The sequence below is a fragment of the Neobacillus endophyticus genome, from assembly GCF_013248975.1.
Taxonomy (GTDB): Bacteria; Bacillota; Bacilli; order Bacillales; family Cytobacillaceae; genus Neobacillus; species Neobacillus endophyticus.
Genome location: NZ_JABRWH010000002.1, coordinates 266,109 through 288,365 on the forward strand (window position 1 = coordinate 266,109; position 22,257 = coordinate 288,365).

General features: G+C 41.3%; 13 protein-coding genes, 23 tRNA genes and 3 rRNA genes. 4 read left to right on the forward strand and 35 right to left on the reverse strand.

The window, feature by feature from the left end; all coding sequences use genetic code 11:
* The first annotated feature begins 216 nt into the window (after positions 1–216).
* The 3 genes from HPT25_RS27420 to HPT25_RS27430 all read left to right on the forward strand — a co-directional run bounded on the left by HPT25_RS27420 (position 217) and on the right by HPT25_RS27430 (position 4,394).
* Positions 217–1,134 (forward strand): RpnC/YadD family protein, encoded by a 918-nt coding sequence (locus HPT25_RS27420; protein ID WP_173071915.1) that lies wholly within the window; start codon positions 217–219, stop codon positions 1,132–1,134.
* Positions 1,135–1,739: 605 nt separating this feature from the next.
* On the forward strand, positions 1,740–2,978 hold the full coding sequence (locus HPT25_RS27425; protein WP_173071917.1) for an IS110 family RNA-guided transposase: 1,239 nt from the start codon (positions 1,740–1,742) through the stop codon (positions 2,976–2,978).
* A 396-nt stretch (positions 2,979–3,374) separates the two neighbouring features.
* A complete protein-coding gene (locus HPT25_RS27430) occupies positions 3,375–4,394 on the forward strand; it encodes a DUF3231 family protein (protein ID WP_173071919.1) in 1,020 nt (339 codons plus the stop codon).
* Between the two features lie 285 nt (positions 4,395–4,679).
* Here the strand turns inward: HPT25_RS27430 and HPT25_RS27435 are convergent, their stop codons facing one another.
* From HPT25_RS27435 to HPT25_RS27475, 9 genes are all read right to left on the reverse strand, one after another.
* Positions 4,680–5,021, reverse strand: coding sequence for an avidin-fold protein (locus HPT25_RS27435; protein ID WP_217270035.1), 342 nt, complete (start codon positions 5,019–5,021; stop codon positions 4,680–4,682).
* Between the two features lie 220 nt (positions 5,022–5,241).
* Entirely contained in the window at positions 5,242–5,679 is a 438-nt protein-coding gene (locus HPT25_RS29435) for a CPBP family intramembrane glutamic endopeptidase (protein ID WP_217270022.1), read from the reverse strand.
* A 225-nt stretch (positions 5,680–5,904) separates the two neighbouring features.
* Positions 5,905–6,066 (reverse strand): tRNA-specific adenosine deaminase, encoded by a 162-nt coding sequence (locus HPT25_RS27445; protein ID WP_173071926.1) that lies wholly within the window; start codon positions 6,064–6,066, stop codon positions 5,905–5,907.
* An 892-nt stretch (positions 6,067–6,958) separates the two neighbouring features.
* Positions 6,959–8,233 (reverse strand): IS110 family RNA-guided transposase, encoded by a 1,275-nt coding sequence (locus HPT25_RS27450; RefSeq protein WP_173071928.1) that lies wholly within the window; start codon positions 8,231–8,233, stop codon positions 6,959–6,961.
* A 94-nt stretch (positions 8,234–8,327) separates the two neighbouring features.
* Positions 8,328–8,771: an SRPBCC family protein gene (locus HPT25_RS27455; RefSeq protein WP_173071930.1), complete on the reverse strand. Its 444-nt coding sequence runs from the start codon at positions 8,769–8,771 to the stop codon at positions 8,328–8,330.
* Positions 8,772–9,260: 489 nt separating this feature from the next.
* On the reverse strand, positions 9,261–10,259 hold the full coding sequence (locus HPT25_RS27460; RefSeq protein ID WP_173071932.1) for an NADP-dependent oxidoreductase: 999 nt from the start codon (positions 10,257–10,259) through the stop codon (positions 9,261–9,263).
* A gap of 307 nt (positions 10,260–10,566) precedes the next feature.
* Positions 10,567–11,649, reverse strand: coding sequence for an alkene reductase (locus HPT25_RS27465; RefSeq protein WP_173071934.1), 1,083 nt, complete (start codon positions 11,647–11,649; stop codon positions 10,567–10,569).
* Positions 11,650–11,749: 100 nt separating this feature from the next.
* Entirely contained in the window at positions 11,750–12,448 is a 699-nt protein-coding gene (locus HPT25_RS27470; protein ID WP_173071936.1) for an SDR family oxidoreductase, read from the reverse strand.
* A gap of 356 nt (positions 12,449–12,804) precedes the next feature.
* The gene (locus HPT25_RS27475) at positions 12,805–13,383 is read right to left on the reverse strand and encodes a TetR/AcrR family transcriptional regulator (RefSeq protein ID WP_173071938.1); all 579 of its coding nucleotides are present in this window, start codon (positions 13,381–13,383) and stop codon (positions 12,805–12,807) included.
* A 792-nt stretch (positions 13,384–14,175) separates the two neighbouring features.
* On the opposite strand from HPT25_RS27475, the gene HPT25_RS27480 reads away from it, so the two are divergent.
* Positions 14,176–14,394: a hypothetical protein gene (locus HPT25_RS27480; protein ID WP_173071940.1), complete on the forward strand. Its 219-nt coding sequence runs from the start codon at positions 14,176–14,178 to the stop codon at positions 14,392–14,394.
* A 111-nt stretch (positions 14,395–14,505) separates the two neighbouring features.
* Here the strand turns inward: HPT25_RS27480 and HPT25_RS27485 are convergent.
* The 26 genes from HPT25_RS27485 to HPT25_RS27610 form a co-directional block, all read right to left on the reverse strand.
* A tRNA-Arg gene (locus tag HPT25_RS27485) sits at positions 14,506–14,579 on the reverse strand.
* A 100-nt stretch (positions 14,580–14,679) separates the two neighbouring features.
* A tRNA-Asn gene (locus tag HPT25_RS27490) sits at positions 14,680–14,754 on the reverse strand.
* 22 nt (positions 14,755–14,776) lie between these two features.
* Positions 14,777–14,850 (reverse strand) — tRNA-Ile (locus HPT25_RS27495).
* Between the two features lie 31 nt (positions 14,851–14,881).
* Positions 14,882–14,955 (reverse strand) — tRNA-Gly (locus HPT25_RS27500).
* A gap of 23 nt (positions 14,956–14,978) precedes the next feature.
* Positions 14,979–15,060 (reverse strand) — tRNA-Leu (locus HPT25_RS27505).
* An 83-nt stretch (positions 15,061–15,143) separates the two neighbouring features.
* A tRNA-Gln gene (locus tag HPT25_RS27510) sits at positions 15,144–15,215 on the reverse strand.
* Positions 15,216–15,225: 10 nt separating this feature from the next.
* Positions 15,226–15,297: transfer RNA gene (locus HPT25_RS27515), tRNA-Trp, on the reverse strand.
* Positions 15,298–15,304: 7 nt separating this feature from the next.
* A tRNA-Tyr gene (locus tag HPT25_RS27520) sits at positions 15,305–15,389 on the reverse strand.
* A gap of 11 nt (positions 15,390–15,400) precedes the next feature.
* Positions 15,401–15,473 (reverse strand) — tRNA-Phe (locus tag HPT25_RS27525).
* 49 nt (positions 15,474–15,522) lie between these two features.
* A tRNA-Asp gene (locus HPT25_RS27530) sits at positions 15,523–15,596 on the reverse strand.
* Positions 15,597–15,599: 3 nt separating this feature from the next.
* Positions 15,600–15,673, reverse strand: a tRNA-Met gene (locus HPT25_RS27535).
* A 20-nt stretch (positions 15,674–15,693) separates the two neighbouring features.
* A tRNA-Ser gene (locus HPT25_RS27540) sits at positions 15,694–15,786 on the reverse strand.
* A gap of 7 nt (positions 15,787–15,793) precedes the next feature.
* Positions 15,794–15,867: transfer RNA gene (locus HPT25_RS27545), tRNA-Ile, on the reverse strand.
* Positions 15,868–15,890: 23 nt separating this feature from the next.
* Positions 15,891–15,964, reverse strand: a tRNA-Met gene (locus tag HPT25_RS27550).
* 18 nt (positions 15,965–15,982) lie between these two features.
* Positions 15,983–16,055: transfer RNA gene (locus tag HPT25_RS27555), tRNA-Ala, on the reverse strand.
* Between the two features lie 24 nt (positions 16,056–16,079).
* Positions 16,080–16,156 (reverse strand) — tRNA-Pro (locus HPT25_RS27560).
* A gap of 6 nt (positions 16,157–16,162) precedes the next feature.
* Positions 16,163–16,239, reverse strand: a tRNA-Arg gene (locus tag HPT25_RS27565).
* A 14-nt stretch (positions 16,240–16,253) separates the two neighbouring features.
* Positions 16,254–16,342, reverse strand: a tRNA-Leu gene (locus tag HPT25_RS27570).
* A 5-nt stretch (positions 16,343–16,347) separates the two neighbouring features.
* Positions 16,348–16,432: transfer RNA gene (locus HPT25_RS27575), tRNA-Leu, on the reverse strand.
* Between the two features lie 9 nt (positions 16,433–16,441).
* Positions 16,442–16,517, reverse strand: a tRNA-Lys gene (locus HPT25_RS27580).
* Between the two features lie 5 nt (positions 16,518–16,522).
* Positions 16,523–16,598, reverse strand: a tRNA-Thr gene (locus tag HPT25_RS27585).
* A 7-nt stretch (positions 16,599–16,605) separates the two neighbouring features.
* Positions 16,606–16,681: transfer RNA gene (locus HPT25_RS27590), tRNA-Val, on the reverse strand.
* 4 nt (positions 16,682–16,685) lie between these two features.
* Positions 16,686–16,760, reverse strand: a tRNA-Glu gene (locus tag HPT25_RS27595).
* 50 nt (positions 16,761–16,810) lie between these two features.
* Positions 16,811–16,927 (reverse strand): 5S ribosomal RNA (gene rrf, locus HPT25_RS27600).
* Between the two features lie 88 nt (positions 16,928–17,015).
* Positions 17,016–19,950: ribosomal RNA gene (locus HPT25_RS27605) — 23S ribosomal RNA — on the reverse strand.
* 202 nt (positions 19,951–20,152) lie between these two features.
* Positions 20,153–21,702, reverse strand: a 16S ribosomal RNA gene (locus HPT25_RS27610).
* Together the 16S, 23S and 5S rRNA genes with 23 tRNA genes alongside form the textbook arrangement of a ribosomal RNA operon.
* Between the last annotated feature and the right edge of the window lie 555 nt (positions 21,703–22,257).

Below are 22,257 nucleotides of genomic sequence, written 5' to 3' on the forward strand. Positions count from 1 at the left end.
CGTAATCTAGTTGTTTTTAACAAAAATTAAAGAATACCCTATAATTAGGGAAAAGAACCATAAATCAAAATTGTTGTTTCAATATTATTTTCTACAAAAAGTTTCTTTCCGAAAAGAGAACCCGTTAATCAAACTAAGGTCTTTTACATGCATGCAGAAAAGCAACATTCGAAACAAAAGAGAGAAAAAATAGTAATCAAGGATGGGAGAGTAACTATGTCATATAATCGAATTGATTTCGATGGTCAATGGAAACGTATAATTAGTTCAACTTTTGAAGATTTCTTGACCTTTTTTGCCCCAGATTTAGCAGAAATGGTGGATTGGTCAGTAAAACCAGAAGATTTAAATCGAGAACTCCAGAAGTTGTATCCGAATGCTGAAGCCAAGAACCGAAAGGCAGATAACCTATATAGAGTTTATCTGAAAGATAAACGTGAAATTAGGATTTTAGTCCATTTAGAGGTACAAGGATGGGAAGATTCGGAATTTGATAAAAGAATGTTTCAATATTTTTATCGAATTCTGGATTACTATGGGGAGAATATATACGCTTTAGCAATTTATACAAACGATAAAGAAGATTATATGCCTAATGCTTATATTTATGATTTCTTTGGCACAAAATTAAAATATGAATTTAATACGTATAAGATTAAAGATCAAATCGAAGCTGAGTTAATAAAATCACCAAATCCGTTTAGTTATGTCGTTCTTGTTGCAAAAAAAGCATGGCAAGTAAAAGCAAAGGATGAACAAACCAAGTACGATATTAAAAAACAAATGCTAAGAATCCTCGCAGAACGTAGAGAAATGGACGAGTTAGATATCAAATATGTTGCTGCGCTATTGTTCTTCATGGATAATAGTATTAAGCTATCTAACGAACTCCAAACCAAATTTAAGCAAGAGGAAATTAATAATTGGGAGGGTGGTATTATGCTTTCGTATGAAGAAGAACTTAAAAATCAAGGTAAAATCGAAGGTAAAAATGAAGGTAGAAATGAAGGTAAAAATCAAGCCATCAGAGTGATTAGATTGTTAATGGAGAACAAAACGATTGAAGAAATTTCAAAAGAGTTAAATTTACCGAGTAATGAAGTAATGGAAATACGAGATAAATTCTATCAATGATGACAAAACTGGTGTTAATCAATGGACCAACAAATGTATCGGAACTTAGTTCATAGTTGGGCTGCAAAGAAATGTCAAAAGATGATTCTAATGCACAATGTATTATTTTGTGCATCAATGTGAAAGGAAACGTCTAAAGATGATTCCAATGCACAATGTATTATTTTGTGCATCAATGTGAAAGGAAACGTCAAAGGTTGAATCCATATGCACAATATGTTATTTGTGCATGGATGTGTAAGGAAACAGGCAGGACAACCTTGTGCACACGGATATCCATACCTTTAAACGTGATATTCTACATTCTGATCTTTAACATAAAAAAAGAGCACAATTCTTACTGCAGAATTGCGCCCGATCGTAATATAAGTTTAACCAGTTTTTACTGGTTGAACTTTTTTTAATTGGTTTTATTATAGCGGTAGTCGGAGTAGAACGTAGCGCCCGTGGGACTCGATCCCGTCCGCAAAACTGTTCACTCCCTACTTGTATAAGCATGTTTCAGGCTGGTTGGGACACAGATCCCGTTTAACAAGCGAACCTATGATAGTACAAGCAGCTCTAGGGACAACCGACTAATCTTATTTTCTAAGGAGGAGATGATCATGAATCCAGTAGTAGGTCTGGATGTTTCTAAAGGAGAAAGTCAGGTACAAGCATTCTTGGATAAGAGTCAACCTTATCGTAAAAGTTTTAGTGTAAAGCATACTGTTGAGGGTTTTGAGTATCTATTAGGATTCTTAAAAGAGATTGAAAGAGTAGCTGATGGTAAGAAACCTTCGGTTATCTTAGAATCAACAGGGCATTACCACTCTCCTGTTATTCAATTTTTGGAGGAACAACAATATGTTTATATTATTGTGAACCCCCTTATCTCTCATCGAGCACGGAGTACAAGTTTAAGAAAAGTAAAAACAGACGCTGTCGATGCCTATCATCTATGCGAACTATTCTATAAAGAAGAAGTTGAGCCGTATAAGAAAAGAGGGCTTCAACTTTTAAACCTTCGTAATCTTACAAGACAACAAGAGATAATTACGGGTATCTCTACACAAACCAAGGTACAACTTCTAACAGTGCTAGATCAGGTATTTCCTGAATTTAGAGGTGTCTTTGGTGATTTATATTCAAAAGTATCTTTACAGACTCTTTCCTTATTTCCTACTTCTGAACATGTACTAAATACTACCGAATCTGTATTAACCAACAAGATTGCATCGTTATGTACTAGACGTTCTGAAAAGTGGGCAAAAGAAAAAGCACAAAAGCTTATTGAAGCAGCATTACGAAATCCATTTCAAAATAACTTGTATGAAAGTCATATTTTTAACCTAAAGATGTTAATTACCATCGTTCTTCAATATCAAGAGCATCTATCACAACTAGAAGCAGAAATAGATACCCTTGCTAAAGAAATTGAAGAATATAAGATTATCCAATCTATTCCTGGTATCGGAGAAAAGATTGCGGCAACAATCATTTCCGAAATAGGAGAAATAGATCGGTTTAATCACCCTAAAAAGTTAGTTGCCTTTGCAGGAATAGATCCTAGCGTTTACTCTTCTGGAAGATTTACAGCAACCAAAAATCGTATAACAAAGAGAGGATCTAGAAGGTTAAGGCAGGCATTATATATGGCTGTATACTGTGGAATTCGAGATGCCCGAAAACAGAAGACGAGTGATACCATTATTCCTCGAAATAAAAAATTAAGAGAGTTTTACGATAAAAAACGCGACGAGGGTAAACCCTATAGAGTAGCACTTATCGCTTGTGTTAATAAGCTTCTACACTTGATTTATGCGCTTTTAAAGAACAAAACCACTTTCCAAGAATTAGCTTAAAAACTATATTTAACATTACAAAGCAAAACCTTCCAATTTTGAAGATGAGGAAGGTTATTTGGCATACCCATTTTTAGTATATCATCTATATTTTAATTTTTTCATTGAAAAATGTTGACAACTATTAGCTGGTTTTGCTGAATATCGTTATTGAAGTTATGCTACCCGTTTCGCTACAAATTTATCACGAGCATAAACTGAATTTACTCAACCGGTTTCAAACCAAGTAGTTTTTTAGAAAAAAATTAAAATCAAAAATATTCTTTTTTATATCTATGCATTATCACTTATTAGTAAAATCTTGTGATTATTAGAGTTTCAAAATTTTACATATTTTTCATTCTTTGAGAAAACAATAAAAAACACTAACTATTATCGTAAATCGGAGGATGAACCTTGGAGACAAATAACCCAATTCGATTAACTGCTCCAGAAATGGCAAGCCTTTGGACACAATACCAGACAGATACCATGAACAAGTGTTTCTTTCGATATGCTCTTAAACATATCGATGATCCTGACGTTCAGACGATTTACCGAACTGCCCTTGACCTATCGGAGCAGCATATCCAAGCCATTACCGAATTCATGACCCTTGAACAACACCCGATACCGCGAGGATTTACTGAAACCGATGACGTGAATATTCACGCGCCACGCCTTTTTCAAGATCCTTTTTACCTGAATTATCTCTATGTTATGACCCTTCAGGGATTAACCGGCTATGCCTTATCAGTTAGTACATCTGTCCGTTCTGACATACGGAAATATTACATCACCTGCATGTCAGAAACGATGGCGCTTTTTGATCAATCCATTCATTTGATGCTTTCAAAAGGACTGTTTACGCGCCCTCCTGTGTTGACACCGCCCGATGCAATCGATTTTGTCCAGCGACAAGGATTTTTAACCGGTTGGTTGGGGAGGCGCCGTCCGCTGAATGCGATTGAAATTGGCGATATTTCCTTTAACATGCTCAAAATGCACTTGCATGCGGCGTTAAAAGTTGGATTTATTCAAGTTGCCCATTCGAATGAAGCACGCGAACATTTCAAACGGGGTCTCGGTATTGCCAATAAACACATTAAACTATTTGAATCAGTCTTGGAAGAAGATCATTTAAATTCGCCTTTTTCCTGGCAATCGATGATCACGAATTCCACGTCGACGACTTTTTCCGATAAATACATGATGTTTCAAATCCAATTATCGACGCAACTTAGCCTTTCTTATTACGGGTCGGCGCTCAGCGTGAATGCCAGAAGGGATATAGGCGTAGATTACTTGCGTTTCATGGCAGAACTGTTGCATTTTGCCGAAGACGGTGCCCAGCTTATGATCAAAAATGGGTGGTTGGAACAGCCTCCAACAGCAAGTGACCGAGAATCGATTGCAAAGGAAAGGAGTAATAAATAATTTTTCAGAAACTGGACGCTAGGAACGATTCCTAGCTTTTTTATTTGATGCACCATGGGTCAAGGACAACATAATATTTCAGCTACTTTTTTTCGCTAAACTGCCATTTAACGGATTAACAACCTGAAAAGATGGACTGCTGAAAACAGTCCATCGTTGTTCAATTCTTGCGCCCTATAATGGAATAACTGAATAGTTTCTATTGGCTGGTTTATTTAAATAAGAAAATATCCATCAAAAGTGGCACCGTAATATCTTCAACTCTTGTACCTGTTGAATAGGAGGTTATTTTAATTCTTCAATTATGGATTCTCCTTCACTTTGGTCAGTATCTGTCCATTTCCATTTCTCATGTAATCTAATTCTTCCATCTGGGAGGGTTTCTGGAGTAGAGTAACATTGACCGCCTCTTATTTCGTTTCTTGTGTTTACATGGTTATATCTAAACTGTAAACTGCTATTGTCCTTTACTAATCCAATTAGTGTCCCTTTAACAATTTCTCCTCCACTATATGTTGCTGAGAGGATGTTCCCTTCTTGTTTGTATTCAAAAATCGTTTTTGAAGAAACTTCTCCGTTTGCTGTATTTTCAATTGAAACAAATTTACGTCCATTATAATTTATCAACATTTCACCCTCAATAGTTATAATATTCAAATAATTTAACGTATTTTTCCACTTTGTTCAATTAAATTCTATGACTTGAAAAATAAAGTCTTAGAATGCGGCTGCTTTATTGCGCTAGCGTATCTCAGATAGCATAATCCCGTGAATTGGAAAATTGATTACAGCCACTAATGCTCAACTATATATTTCCCCCAGTATCCGGTAATCGGCAGTTTTCGAGCTAAAGACCAATAATAATTATGAAAAAATTATTAGAGGTATGGAACAGCACGGGTCCCCAAAGAGAGTTAGTCTTTTTCCAGATGTATCCTAACGCAAATGAGATAATTCCTATATAGACAGAGTTGCTTGCAATATCAAATGCCGATTTGTTTAGAGATAACCATAGAGGATAGTGTATAAAGATGAACATTATCGTCGTAACTAAATTTGCCCTCCAAAAGTTCATTCTTGACGCAAGTTTATTGAGGAAAAATCCTCTAAACAATAACTCTTCAATCATTCCAGCAAATATCACGGCTTTTAGCCATTCGGAAAACCCGGATTTCATGTGGAAAAATGGCTGTTTAAATATCACACTATTAACAAGAACCTGATAAATCACTAACAGTACCAGTGGAATAACGAACCAACGCCAGTTTTCAATTTTTTTGTTCATTTTCAGGAATGTGACCCAATCATCCTTCTCCACTATCTTGATGTATAAAATCACGGGTAGAACCCATATTACTATTTTAGCGAATACAAAGCAAAGTCCCCAGAATACCGTTTGCGAATTGACATTGAGATAAGTTCTGACGAACAACCAAGCCGCATAAAAGACCACGTAGTAGATGCCCACTCTTGTCAATACTGATTGTTTCCGATTGACTTGTGCTCCCCATTAGCCAATTGCATTACACGGTACCTCCTTAATCATAATCGTAGCTATTATTCCATTATTCTTTAGTAAGATAAGGCCAGCCCCAATCGGAATAGCGTCTTCATCAAATGTGAACTTTGCCTCTTCAAGAGCAATTTCAAGAAAATAACGACCCTGTTCCATAAACATCCCCCCGAAAGTAATCAATTACGCTTTACACTTGAGTTCACCCATACCAAATCATACCATAAAATGGGGGTTGTAAAACTATTTAAGTCTACCCTTTATTCCACTAAACTGCCCGATAACGCTATCGTCAGTCTAAGACTTTATTTTCCCAGTCTAAAACTATATTTTTCCGATCTAATACTTTATTTTTCAATCTAGTACTTTATTTTCTATTGACAATAACACTTTTTTTGCATTTCAAGACATCCTCCGCTATTACTTCAAAATTATGGACCTGGCACTCAAAAACAATTCCTAACCTATCTTTTCAGCATTTTGTTGGCAGGCAGCCCAAAAGCATGCCCCATTTCATGTGCTACTACACTTTGGGTGAATTGAGATACTGTGTACTCCCAATCAAATGATGGTTCCTGTATTCGCGCAGGGTTTATTACGGTTGAATTTTTTGTAAATGCTTATTGAACTCCCTCAGTTTAATTCGATTTTCTCCCGAATACTCGCTTATTCGCAGGATTTCATATTCCTTTAATTAGGTTTAACGGATAAAAGAAATGATTTCAGATCATTAAGGCTTTGTGAAGGCATAGTTAAATAGAGGAGTAAAGTGTTACTCCACAATTTACCATATAATGTACATGCTCCACGCCGCCCCTGGAGGCTTTCCCTCCCATGTCTCAACGGGTCATTCGCCCTATCATTCCTTCGTCATGCCTATCCAAGGGGTGGAGGCCAGTCATGCTAATCTGATGGGTCAGTGCCCTTATGTTCAATAAATCTGGTACTCCGTACATATTTGAAATCCTACGAATAAGCCAATATTCGGTTAATATAAGTGTTCTATATTATTTATTTCAAGGGGACGAACAATCTTCAATTCTGTAAATTATTAGGCTGCTATTGGTGAAAATGGTTTGAGCTTATCAGGACAATAGGATTCATTTCGACTAGATATACTTACAAAGATCCTTGCCAACTTGCCAATTAACTTCATAATTGATTTCATTTTCTTCATTTTTTTAACTTTGACATTATGAGAATGTAATGCTTGGAATTCTGGGTTATTCATCACAAGACTCATTGTAGCTAAGTAAAGGAATCGCCTTAGTCTGGAACGTCCTCGCTTTGAAATGACAATTTGGCCTTTCCATTTACCTGAACTTGCTTCCGCTAAATGCAATCCAGCATGACGAAGAAGTGAATTTCCATGAGAAAATTGACTTAAGTCTCCTGCCTCACCCAATATACCAGCTAAAGAAATGTCACTAATTCCTTTAATGGTGAGTAACTTCTTAGCGAAAGGAATTTTGTTTAATGCTTCAGTAACTTGTTGTTCAACTCTTTCGAGTTGTGTTACAGCTAAATCATATTCCTCTAATAACTGATTTAAATGGAATTTATAAGCATCGAGTGCTTGTCTAGTACCGACAGATTTCTTAGCTAACTGGAGGAGTAATAGGGCCTTTTTTAATCCAGGCTGCCTCTTCATCACTGATTTCCACCCAGTAATAACCTCGTGAGGCTGCATAGTCTCTAAGCCCATAGGGGATGGGAATAACCGAAGGGTTGCGATTGCCCCTTTAGCCTTAATATCTTTAAATACCTGTCGGAGTTCAGGAAAGACAATATCTACCCAACGGTTCAATTGATTAATAGAGCTGACAAGACGTTTCACTACTACATCACGGTTAGACATCAGAACCCTTAGTTTTTCAAATGGTTCTGATGTATACCTAACTTCAGAGTAGTAACCGTTTTTTACCATATCAGCGATAACTAAGGCATCTTTTTTATCACTTTTTGATTGAGTATTATCACGGTTTTCTTTATTCTTTTTTACTAAATGTGGGTTTACCGTTACTACCTCAATATTTTGATTAGAAAGCCATTTTGAAAGATTGATCCAGTAATGCCCAGTTGGTTCCATCCCAACAATAGCTTCATCTAGGTTGTTTAATCTTTGAAGATTTTTAATCCATTCAAGTAAACTAGCAAATCCTTCTTCATTATTTTTGAATTTAAGGGGATCTCCGACTACAATTCCACGAAAATTTACGGCTCTGGCCACGTGAAATTGTTGGGCAATATCCACGCCAACAACAAGATGTTTAACGGAAATTCTTTCTATCAGTTGATTTTGTTTGTTTTGCATTTTAAACTTCATAGTAGGGTTCCTCCTAAAGTTGTGAGTTAGAGTGGTGTCTATACTCATATCTTACTGAGGGGCCCTATTTTTTTCAAAGTCGAAAAATAACCATCTACAGGAATGCTAATGATGCTCTTAAAGTATTCACCCCATTTTCTAAGTAACCCTTTAAACAAGTTAACGTATATACCCAACCTTCTTTTTGTCCCATCATTTTGTTTACAATTTCGGGGTCATCTTCTTTCAAACCTGATTCGTTAACTTCAATAATTGTAGTCGAACTATCCAACTCTTTTAGCGTAATTTTAACAACAGTTTCTTGACTATATCCCCCCCACGAGAACACGATTTGCCAATTTTCTTCTACTTCCAATACCTTTATGTCCCCTTGAGCATTGTATTCGTTGTATCTCAGAGTAACCGTCTTGCCTTGTTCCCATCTTTCAGAGCTTCTCGAGAACCAAAAATTCCCGATTTTTTCAGGATCCACTATAGCTTCAAAAACTTCATTAGCTGGCTTTAGTATTTTCATTTTCGTAGATACTTGAGTATCCATACAAAACAACCCCCTCTTGGTATGTATAATTGACAACGCTTCTATTTTACCAATTTTAAAAATTATACTCAAAACCCCTTTATTTATATGGTTTCTTGTTTAACAATCTGGCCCAATTCATTAAGAAGAACGCATTTCTTACTCTAGAAATGCGCCTGATTGTGGAAGATTAATGCTTAAATCTTATTCAAGTCAAGCCCCTTTTACTTAAGTCCAATACTTCACATATTCTAATCTCTGATAAAAAATAAATAAAAAGATGATACCTTTTAAGGCATCATCCCTTAGATAGGTTTCCAGCACTCTTTCAAGGGTACTGTTTTATTTCCAAAGAAGGTCAATAAAATAATTTTTTCAGTTGTGAGTCATCTTAAAATTGAACTTCCCCGTTTGCGAAATAAATAAAAAGCTACCCTATTGGTAGCTGGAACTATAAAAGGAAAGCACCTTATAGTTTACAAGAGTTCTTCCACGTACTTAAATTTTAGATTAAAAGGTTACAATAACTTTGCCTTGTGAGTGTCCAGTAGAAACTTTTATTAATGCTTTGTTAATATCATTAAAATTATAAATTGAATCAATAGAGGGCGTGATATTTTCCTTTTCAACAAGGTTAGTGATTTTTTGTAATTGTCTGCCATTGGCTTGCACGAATAAAAAGTGATATTCATTTTTATGTTTACGTGCTAAAGAATCTACACGAGCACCCACTAAACCAAACAATAGTTTTTTCCACACTGGAAAATTATTTTCAACTGCAAAGCGATAATTAGGTACGGCTTTTAATGATACTAATTTCCCTTGAGGCTTTAATATACCAAGTTCTGCTTTTATCTCTTTTGCTCCCAAGGTGTCAATAACATAATCTATATCAGATAAAATGTTGGCATAGTTTTCCTCATGGTAATTTATGAATTTATCAGCGCCAATCGACAGTGTACGGGATCTACCTCTTTCACTGCCGCTTGTTATAACATATAACCCCATTGATTTAGCGATGGGGATTGCCATAGCACCAAAGCCGCCGGTTCCTCCAGGGATAAATAGCTTTTTGTTAGGCTGAGCATTGAGTACATCATTTAATGCTTGATAAGCAGTCAAAGCAGTGAGAGGAACAGCGGCTGCTTCAATAAAGGATAGATTTTTAGGCATTATGGATATAGCATCTTCATTGACGACCGCATATTCAGCAAAAGCTCCAATTTGATTAACTGGCAACCTCGTATAAATGTGGTCACCAACGTGGAAGTTCTTAACATCTTTTCCAACAGCCTCAATAACTCCAGATAGTTCATTTCCTAAAGTTAATGGTAAATCATAATCAGAAATCATTCGAATACTTCCATTTAAAATAAGGATATCTAATGGATTAACACCTGCTGCTTTTACTTTAACGAGCACCTCGCGGCTATTAAATTCTGGTATTTTAACATCATTCAATTCTACTTGAACTTCTTTTGAATATTTCTGCATTTGAGCAGCTTTCATTTTTTTATCCTCATCCTTTACAATATTTGGTGCTTTTTCATTGAAATGCAATCTCTCGCGTTGAATGTAAGTGACTCAAAACAAAAACCAGTGCTTAAAGGGAATATATGCCCAAGAATGCATCTTACGTTGCAAATACACCTAATTCACGCGTCAAACACTGATTTTCAGGTTGAGCCAAAAAAAGCGGCACAAACTTTTATTATATTAATTATCGAGACAACTGTTTCCCATAATTTCTAATTTTGATGAAAGAATGGCTTACAATTTTTCAGTTGTACGCCATTCTTCATCTTATAAGCTATACTTACCCCTCTTGAGATTTTAATTCTTTCATCATAGGATAATCCGTATAACCCAAGCTTCCGTTACCACCAAAGAATGTTGTACGGTCTGCTTCATTCAAAGGAAACCCTTTTTTGAGACGTTCTACTAAATCCGGATTAGCTAATGACCATACACCGACTGGTACCATATCAGCAACGCCATTATCAATATCTACACTAATATCTTCTAGAGCTCGACCAGCTCGATTGACTAATAATGGATTGGACCAAATTGAACGAATTTCTTGGAGCAGTGTTTCGTTTCCTACATGCATAACATGAAGGTAAGCCAAATTGAAATGAGCTAATTCTTTTACAAGATGGAGATAAACTTCAGGACCCTGTTCACCTTCTTCAATTCCACCAAGAGGTACCCCTGGTGAGATACGAAAGCCCGTTCTTTCTGCTCCAATTTCTTCAACGATTGCTTTCGTTATTTCGATAGCAAAGCGAGCACGATTCTCTATTGATCCACCGTATTTATCCGTTCGTTTATTAGAATTTTCTCCGATAAATTGATGAATTAGATAACCATTTGCTCCATGAATTTCAACACCATCAGCTCCTGCTTCAATAGCTGCAGATGCTGCTTTTCGGAAGTCTGCAATTGTCGCTTGAATATCTTCTTCACTTAACTCACGTGGAACGGGTATTTCCTGCATCCCTTTAGCAGTAAACATTTCTACTCCAGGTGCAATCGCAGATGGTGCAACTGCTTGACGATGATGTGGTGTATTGTCAGGGTGCGACATACGACCGACATGCATTAATTGGATATACATAAATCCACCTGATTCATGCACAGCATCCGTAACCTTTTTCCACCCTTCAATATGCTTTTCATTATAGATACCAGGTGACCATAAGTAACCTTGTCCATCATCAGAAGGTTGTGTACCTTCACTAATAATTAATCCCATAGATGCTCTTTGAGCATAATAAAGGGAACTTAGTTCTCCTGGAGTACCATCTTCTTGCGCCCTACTACGTGTCATTGGTGCCATCGCTAAACGATGAGGTAATTCCAAATTTCCAATTTTTATTTTGCTCCACAATTTATCCATTTTTGTACACTCCTCTTCAAATTATGTTACCCGTTGTATACGTGTGTCTTTTTACCTTTTGTTTGAAATTTCGGACAAATCACTGTATTAGTAATTTGTATTAGGAGAGATGTGGGTATAGAGCCGAGACTCCCCCAGCCAGACCTTTCTGAACCTTTCGGCTCACATCATCAGCAACAATTTCAAAGCTGTCGGATTCTAATCCATCAATAGCAATTTTTGCGATATCCTCAGGGTTGGATTTGGGAACTTCTAAGCTCGATGTCATGTCTGTCTCCATGAAGCCTACATGTAATCCAGCTACTCTCACATTTTGAGGATAGAGATTTAAACGTAGGTCGTTTGTCAATGCCCACTCTGCCGCTTTTGCAGCTGTATAAGCGCCAACAGTTCCCGAACTGACCCAAGATAATGCGGAAAGAATATTCAGAATCGTTCCTCCCCCATTATTTGCTAAAATCGGTGCGAAAGTTCGAACCATGGAAAGTGTGCCAAAGAAATGCGTATTAAACTCCAAATGTATTTTATCGAGATCACCGTCAATCAAAGAAGCACCTGTAGACGATCCTGCATTGTTGATCAAAAGCGTAACATCCTTAGCAACCATAGCGGCTGCAGCTACCTCTTGAGGGTTGGTAATATCAAGCTTCACAGGAATTACACCGGGAATGTCAATGGACTCCGGATTTCTTGCACCCGCATAAACCTTAGCCCCTCTGGATAGAAGTTCAAGTGCTAAATGGCGTCCAAAACCTCGGTTCGCGCCCGTTACAAATACGATTTGTTCAGAAATTTTCATTTTTATGTGCTCCTTTTAATGTTTATTTTAGTACAACAAAATTTCTTACTCCTCAAAACTACGCAAGTAATGATTTCCTTAAGGAGAAGTTTTGGGCATAGGCAAGTCTCGCTATATGGGAATGGTCATTCTAAAAAGTACAAAGGAATGATCCCTTCATTGAGAAATTTTTAAGTAAGGCAAGAATCATATACAAGAACGATCATTCTAAAAAACACAAAAGAAAAATCCCTTCATGGAAAGAGCTTAAGCAAGGCAAATCTCAAATATGAGAACAATCATTCTAAAAAAGGCATAAGCATTGATATCTTCATAGGAGAAACCTTTACTACAGTTCAGACTTTATCTTATAGGAACTATTTATCTAAAAGTTTTATCGATAAATTGGCTATACGGTGTAATTTTTCTTTGGGAATGGAGGTTCTTGTCATTACCCTTAACCCAACACACACAGTATGCAGATGTTCCGCCAGTACACCGGCATCATATTCTGAAGTAAATTCTCCCTCCTCTTGCCCCCATACAATAATATCCTTGAGTAGCTGCTCTGATAGTGTGAACGATTCAGTGGACTTTGAATCCACATCAGCATCGCGCATTGCCAATTCCACCGCCGAATTCACCATTAAACAGCCTGAAGGAGAGTTTTCTTCACCATATATCATGAAACTAAAAATAAACTGAAGAGCCTCCGCTGCATTCTTGGAGCGTTTAACTTCTCCAGTAAGCTCAGCACTGACTTTATCGCGAAATCGATCCATAGCTTTCAAAAACAGCGTATGTTTGTCGCCAAATGTATCATACAAACTTCTGCGGTGGATTCCCATATGCTCAACCAGATCGGTCATGGATGTCTTCTCATAACCTTGTTCCCAAAAGAGCTTCATCGCCTTGTCTAATACTACGTTCTCTTCGAATTCTTTACTTCTTGCCATTCTATTTTCCTCCTCTCCATAGTCACTATAACATATTGAGAACGAACGGTAAAGAAAGTAACCTCATAATAATTATTCCAAATATTATCAAATGTAGTGAAACTACCTATAGCAAATAAGGAAACTCCACAATCTCTTCTACATTTTATCTGTCAGCATAACCTAAATCCCTTGATCATATGATCCCAAGTATCTTACCAAAGACTGATTTTTAAGGAGAACATACTTTTGTGAAATAAAAAAACTGTTTTTTTCTGTGTAATTTAAGAAATTTGATTTTTATGATTTAGAAGGGAGGGCATTTTTTTTTGGGTATCAAAATCAAAACCCGACTCGTCGTTTGAAACATAAACAGCACCACAAATTGGCACACAGGATATAAGTAAGAAAGTAGTCATATTTCTATCACCCTAACATTTTTAGGAGTATTATTCCCATTCCTTATTCAACTAACCTGACCCTATAGTTTAAGTGCAATTCTTCACAAACTTCATTCTAATGATGAAAAAATATTCAATTTTTCTTGAGAGTTTTATTCCATTAAATGGCCCAGATTGCGGAATAAGGTTATGTCATTTTTACTCTTTATTTAAAATCCCTGTTCATTTCGATTCTTAAAGAACAAATAGCCTTGAAGGCTATAAAGCAGACTTAAGTCTGCAGTTGTTGCTTAAGAACTTTTGCTCCCTTTTCCGTTTATTCCAACTTAATTTACATTTATTTAGCAGGGAATTGTATGTAACATACCGAATTAAAAGTATGAACGTATGTTTGTAAAAGTGGAGGATAAAAATGGACAAAATCAGTTGTTTATCTTATCTTTTATACCAATCGGATAATGTGGAAATTAAAAATATCGCCGTACAATTATTAAATGGTGACATATCCCTTAAGGACATAAAAAAAATAAAAGAATTAAAAACACATATCACAGCAAACGAAGCAAAACTCAAAAAGGTTGATACACACAAAGTAGCTCAATTCGTGGAAGAATTTATGATAATGGCGTAGTTAATATTTGTTCATTAACACTTTTGTTACGATAAAGGTGGCCTATTTTTTGCACTAAAAACAATAAAAGCCTACTCTTAGAGTGGGCTTTTATGACGTTATTTACATTTACGCGCCTTAGAGGATTCGAACCTCTGACCGTACGCTTAGAAGGCGTATACTCTATCCAGCTGAGCTAAAGGCGCAGCATATGTATGGCGGAGAAGGATGGATTTGAACCCTCGCGCCGGTTACCCGACCTACTCCCTTAGCAGCTCTTGAGTACTTCCCCCATAAACATAAAAATGGCTCCGCAGGTAGGATTCGAACCTACGGCCGATCGGTTAACAGCCGATTGCTCTACCACTGAGCTACTGCGGAACAATGAGAATATGTATGATGATGGGCCTAAATGGACTTGAACCATCGACCTCACGCTTATCAGGCGTGCGCTCTAACCAGCTGAGCTATAGGCCCATTATAAAATATTTTTTACACTCTATCAAGTTGGAGCGGGTGATGGGAATCGAACCCACAACAACAGCTTGGAAGGCTGTGGTTTTACCACTAAACTACACCCGCAAATCATATTTTATTTTCACCAATACCGGTGGTCGGGGTCGAACCGACACTCCTTACGGAACACGATTTTGAGTCGTGCGCGTCTGCCAATTCCGCCACACCGGCATGTATCAATCGAAGGGAGATCCCGGATTTGAACCAGGGATATAGGTTTGGCAGCTTACCATTTGGCTATGCTGCCATATAAGCTGGGCTAGCAGGATTTGAACCTACGAATGACGGAGTCAAAGTCCGTTGCCTTACCGCTTGGCTATAGCCCAATATTGAAAATGGGGCGATTGATGGGAATTGAACCCACACCAAAGGTTTTGGAGACCTTCGTTCTACCTTTAAACTATACCCCTATAAATGGTGGAGGGGGACGGATTCGAACCGCCGAACCCTGAGGGAGCGGATTTACAGTCCGCCGCGTTTAGCCACTTCGCTACCCCTCCATAAAAAAAGATGGCTCAGGACGGAATCGAACCGCCGACACAAGGATTTTCAGTCCTTTGCTCTACCGACTGAGCTACTGAGCCACACAAAATCTATATCAACAGTAGTCATCCTACTGGATAAAAAAAAAAACGGTCCGGACGGGACTCGAACCCGCGACCTCCTGCGTGACAGGCAGGCATTCTAACCAACTGAACTACCGGACCATATTGCGGGGGCAGGATTTGAACCTGCGACCTTCGGGTTATGAGCCCGACGAGCTACCAGACTGCTCCACCCCGCGATAATATTATGAAAGTGTTATGGAGGAGGAAGAGGGATTCGAACCCCCGCGCGGTTTAACCCGCCTGTCGGTTTTCAAGACCGATCCCTTCAGCCAGACTTGGGTATTCCTCCGAATAAATGGACCCTGTAGGATTCGAACCTACGACCGGACGGTTATGAGCCGTCTGCTCTAACCAGCTGAGCTAAGGGTCCATTAACAATAATAGTTTTTCATATAGCGGCGGAGGGGATCGAACCCCCGACCTTACGGGTATGAACCGTACGCTCTAGCCAGCTGAGCTACACCGCCATTTTCATTAAAACTAAATGGAGCCTAGCGGGATCGAACCGCTGACCTCCTGCGTGCAAAGCAGGCGCTCTCCCAGCTGAGCTAAGGCCCCATATTATAAATGTAAAATCTCAACTGGTCGGGAAGACAGGATTCGAACCTGCGACCCCTTGGTCCCAAACCAAGTGCTCTACCAAGCTGAGCTACTTCCCGTTCATATGGCGCGCCCGAAAGGAGTCGAACCCATAACCTTCTGATCCGTAGTCAGACGCTCTATCCAATTGAGCTACGGGCGCATGTTTCATTTAAGTGGTGCCGAGGACCGGAATCGAACCGGTACGGTAGTCACCTACCGCAGGATTTTAAGTCCTGTGCGTCTGCCAGTTCCACCACCCCGGCAACTTTGGTGCGGGTGAAGGGAGTCGAACCCCCACGCCTTGCGGCGCCAGATCCTAAGTCTGGTGCGTCTGCCAATTCCGCCACACCCGCATATTTAAATGGTGAGCCATGAAGGACTCGAACCTTCGACCCTCTGATTAAAAGTCAGATGCTCTACCAACTGAGCTAATGGCTCAAACATGGTGCCGGCTAGAGGACTTGAACCCCCAACCTACTGATTACAAGTCAGTTGCTCTACCAATTGAGCTAAACCGGCGTTTAAATGGTGGAGGATGACGGGATCGAACCGCCGACCCTCTGCTTGTAAGGCAGATGCTCTCCCAGCTGAGCTAATCCTCCAACATGGTGACCCCTACGGGATTCGAACCCGTGTTACCGCCGTGAAAGGGCGGTGTCTTAACCGCTTGACCAAGGGGCCAACTATAGAATTAGACAAAATAATAACCCCTATAGACCTATAGGGGTTTAGCCTGGCAGCGTCCTACTCTCACAAGGGCTTTCGCCCCAACTACCATCGGCGCTGAGAAGCTTAACTTCCGTGTTCGGTATGGGAACGGGTGTGACCTTCTCGCCATCACCGCCAGACTATTTTGTTGAGGTTTCATTCCCTCAAAACTAGATAATACAGAAGAAACATTTAAGAACGAGTTCGCTTAATTCATATTGCTATGACTTGGTTAAGTCCTCGATCGATTAGTATCAGTCAGCTCCACATGTTACCACGCTTCCACCTCTGACCTATCAACCTGATCATCTTTCAGGGATCTTACTAGCTTGACGCTATGGGAAATCTCATCTTGAGGGGGGCTTCATGCTTAGATGCTTTCAGCACTTATCCCGTCCGCACATAGCTACCCAGCGATGCCTTTGGCAAGACAACTGGTACACCAGCGGTGCGTCCATCCCGGTCCTCTCGTACTAAGGACAGCTCCTCTCAAATTTCCTGCGCCCGCGACGGATAGGGACCGAACTGTCTCACGACGTTCTGAACCCAGCTCGCGTACCGCTTTAATGGGCGAACAGCCCAACCCTTGGGACCGACTACAGCCCCAGGATGCGATGAGCCGACATCGAGGTGCCAAACCTCCCCGTCGATGTGGACTCTTGGGGGAGATAAGCCTGTTATCCCCAGGGTAGCTTTTATCCGTTGAGCGATGGCCCTTCCATGCGGAACCACCGGATCACTAAGCCCGACTTTCGTCCCTGCTCGACTTGTAGGTCTCGCAGTCAAGCTCCCTTGTGCCTTTACACTCTGCGAATGATTTCCAACCATTCTGAGGGAACCTTTGGGCGCCTCCGTTACTCTTTAGGAGGCGACCGCCCCAGTCAAACTGCCCACCTGACACTGTCTCCCACCCCGATCAGGGGTGCGGGTTAGAATTTCAATACAGCCAGGGTAGTATCCCACCGACGCCTCCACCGAAGCTGGCGCTCCGGCTTCTCAGGCTCCTACCTATCCTGTACAAGCTGTACCAAAATTCAATATCAGGCTACAGTAAAGCTCCATGGGGTCTTTCCGTCCTGTCGCGGGTAACCTGCATCTTCACAGGTACTATAATTTCACCGAGTCTCTCGTTGAGACAGTGCCCAGATCGTTACGCCTTTCGTGCGGGTCGGAACTTACCCGACAAGGAATTTCGCTACCTTAGGACCGTTATAGTTACGGCCGCCGTTTACTGGGGCTTCGATTCAGAGCTTCGCTTGCGCTAACCCCTCCTCTTAACCTTCCAGCACCGGGCAGGCGTCAGCCCCTATACTTCGCCTTGCGGCTTCGCAGAGACCTGTGTTTTTGCTAAACAGTCGCCTGGGCCTATTCACTGCGGCTCTTCGAGGCTATTCACCTCAAAAAGCACCCCTTCTCCCGAAGTTACGGGGTCATTTTGCCGAGTTCCTTAACGAGAGTTCTCTCGCTCACCTTAGGATTCTCTCCTCGCCTACCTGTGTCGGTTTGCGGTACGGGCACCTTTTATCTCGCTAGAGGCTTTTCTTGGCAGTGTGGAATCAGGAACTTCGGTACTCTATTTCCCTCGCTATCACAGCTCAGCCTGTTCGAAAAGCGGATTTTCCTACTTCTCAGCCTAACTGCTTAGACGCGCATATCCAACAGCGCGCTTACCCTATCCTCCTGCGTCCCCCCATCACTCAAACGATAAAGAGGTGGTACAGGAATATCAACCTGTTGTCCATCGCCTACGCCTTTCGGCCTCGGCTTAGGTCCCGACTAACCCTGAGCGGACGAGCCTTCCTCAGGAAACCTTAGGCATTCGGTGGATGAGATTCTCACTCATCTTTCGCTACTCATACCGGCATTCTCACTTCTAAGCGCTCCACGGGTCCTTCCGATCCCGCTTCACAGCCCTTAGAACGCTCTCCTACCACTGACATCGTAGATGTCAATCCACAGCTTCGGTGATACGTTTAGCCCCGGTACATTTTCGGCGCAGAGTCACTCGACCAGTGAGCTATTACGCACTCTTTAAATGGTGGCTGCTTCTAAGCCAACATCCTGGTTGTCTAAGCAACTCCACATCCTTTTCCACTTAACGTATACTTTGGGACCTTAGCTGGTGGTCTGGGCTGTTTCCCTTTTGACTACGGATCTTATCACTCGCAGTCTGACTCCCACGGATAAGTCTTTGGCATTCGGAGTTTGTCTGAATTCGGTAACCCGATGAGGGCCCCTAGTCCAAACAGTGCTCTACCTCCAAGACTCTTACTACGTGAGGCTAGCCCTAAAGCTATTTCGGAGAGAACCAGCTATCTCCAAGTTCGATTGGAATTTCTCCGCTACCCACACCTCATCCGCGCACTTTTCAACGTGCGTCGGTTCGGGCCTCCATCCAGTGTTACCTGGACTTCACCCTGGACATGGGTAGATCACCTGGTTTCGGGTCTACGACTACATACTAATACGCCCTATTCAGACTCGCTTTCGCTGCGGCTCCGTCTCTTCAACTTAACCTTGCATGTAATCGTAACTCGCCGGTTCATTCTACAAAAGGCACGCCATCACCCATAAACGGGCTCTGACTACTTGTAGGCACACGGTTTCAGGATCTCTTTCACTCCCCTTCCGGGGTGCTTTTCACCTTTCCCTCACGGTACTGGTTCACTATCGGTCACTAGGGAGTATTTAGCCTTGGGAGATGGTCCTCCCTGCTTCCGACCGGATTTCACGTGTCCGACCGTACTCAGGATCCACTCAGGAGGGAACGAAGTTTCAACTACAGGGCTGTTACCTTCTATGACGAGCCTTTCCAGACCGCTTCATCTACCCCGTTCCTTTGTAACTCCATGTTGAGTGTCCTACAACCCCGAAAGGCAAGCCTTTCGGTTTGGGCTGTTCCCGTTTCGCTCGCCGCTACTCAGGGAATCGCGTTTGCTTTCTCTTCCTCCGGGTACTTAGATGTTTCAGTTCCCCGGGTCTGCCTTCAGTACCCTATGTATTCAGGTAAAGATACTGCTCCATTACGAGCAGTGGGTTCCCCCATTCGGAAATCTCCGGATCAAAGCTTACTTACAGCTCCCCGAAGCATATCGGTGTTAGTCCCGTCCTTCATCGGCTCCTAGTGCCAAGGCATCCACCGTGCGCCCTTTCTAACTTAACCTAAAAGGTTTTACTCTTAAAATAAGAGAGAAAAACTAAAATGGCGATTACTCGGTTCTTGCTTGGTTTCTTCTATACGATTATCTAGTTTTCAAAGAACGAATAAAAAAAAGCTTTGAGAGAGATTGTTCTCTCAAAACTAAACAAACAAAGAACGTGTCACAAACCTTATTATCTGTCCAAAAGGACAGCATTATCCTTAGAAAGGAGGTGATCCAGCCGCACCTTCCGATACGGCTACCTTGTTACGACTTCACCCCAATCATCTGTCCCACCTTAGGCGGCTGGCTCCTTACGGTTACCTCACCGACTTCGGGTGTTACAAACTCTCGTGGTGTGACGGGCGGTGTGTACAAGGCCCGGGAACGTATTCACCGCGGCATGCTGATCCGCGATTACTAGCGATTCCGGCTTCATGCAGGCGAGTTGCAGCCTGCAATCCGAACTGAGAATGGTTTTGTGGGATTGGCTTCACCTCGCGGTTTCGCTGCCCTTTGTACCATCCATTGTAGCACGTGTGTAGCCCAGGTCATAAGGGGCATGATGATTTGACGTCATCCCCACCTTCCTCCGGTTTGTCACCGGCAGTCACCTTAGAGTGCCCAACTAAATGCTGGCAACTAAGATCAAGGGTTGCGCTCGTTGCGGGACTTAACCCAACATCTCACGACACGAGCTGACGACAACCATGCACCACCTGTCACTCTGTCCCCCGAAGGGGAACGTCCTATCTCTAGGAGTGTCAGAGGATGTCAAGACCTGGTAAGGTTCTTCGCGTTGCTTCGAATTAAACCACATGCTCCACCGCTTGTGCGGGCCCCCGTCAATTCCTTTGAGTTTCAGTCTTGCGACCGTACTCCCCAGGCGGAGTGCTTAATGCGTTAGCTGCAGCACTAAAGGGCGGAAACCCTCTAACACTTAGCACTCATCGTTTACGGCGTGGACTACCAGGGTATCTAATCCTGTTTGCTCCCCACGCTTTCGCGCCTCAGCGTCAGTTACAGACCAGAAAGCCGCCTTCGCCACTGGTGTTCCTCCACATCTCTACGCATTTCACCGCTACACGTGGAATTCCGCTTTCCTCTTCTGCACTCAAGTCCCCCAGTTTCCAATGACCCTCCACGGTTGAGCCGTGGGCTTTCACATCAGACTTAAAGGACCGCCTGCGCGCGCTTTACGCCCAATAATTCCGGACAACGCTTGCCACCTACGTATTACCGCGGCTGCTGGCACGTAGTTAGCCGTGGCTTTCTGGTTAGGTACCGTCAAGGTACCGGCAGTTACTCCGGTACTTGTTCTTCCCTAACAACAGAGCTTTACGACCCGAAGGCCTTCATCGCTCACGCGGCGTTGCTCCATCAGACTTTCGTCCATTGTGGAAGATTCCCTACTGCTGCCTCCCGTAGGAGTCTGGGCCGTGTCTCAGTCCCAGTGTGGCCGATCACCCTCTCAGGTCGGCTACGCATCGTCGCCTTGGTGAGCCATTACCTCACCAACTAGCTAATGCGCCGCGGGCCCATCTGTAAGTGACAGCCGAAACCGTCTTTCAGTTCTTCCTCATGCAAGGAAGAAGATTATCCGGTATTAGCTCCGGTTTCCCGAAGTTATCCCGATCTTACAGGCAGGTTGCCCACGTGTTACTCACCCGTCCGCCGCTAACCAACAGGAGCAAGCTCCTATTGATTCGCTCGACTTGCATGTATTAGGCACGCCGCCAGCGTTCGTCCTGAGCCAGGATCAAACTCTCCAAGAAAGTTGATATAGCTCGAATTTTACGTTGGCTCGTTTTCTTCATATATAATAGAAGAAACACGATTATTTATTGTTTGTTGACGTTTTTGTTTGTTTAGTTTTCAAAGAACAATGTCATTTATAAAAAGCGACAAGAATATTAATTTATCACATTCCTCGCACTCTGTCAATCACTGATTATTTCCAATTTCGATTGACTTTCACGCTCTTTTCAAAAGCGACTTTAATAATTTATCATGTTATGTTTGTAAAAGCAAGAAAAAGTTTTTTCAATCTCTGTTTGCTTATCTACTCTTTTGAGAAGCGACCTTACTAATATAACACCGTTTGTTTTTACTTACAACAAAAAGTTTTTTTCCAATCCACAACATTCATTTGTTCATCGTTCACATCGTTATTCTTTGGTGACTGCACCCAATGAAATATAATTGTAGGATCAGCAAATAATTTCAAAAATTTTAGTATATAATGTGATATGCCAAGAATAACTTGGTCGATGTTACAATCCATTCTTGAGGGCATTCAAGGATGGATTTTTGCCCCTAAACTGTTTCGT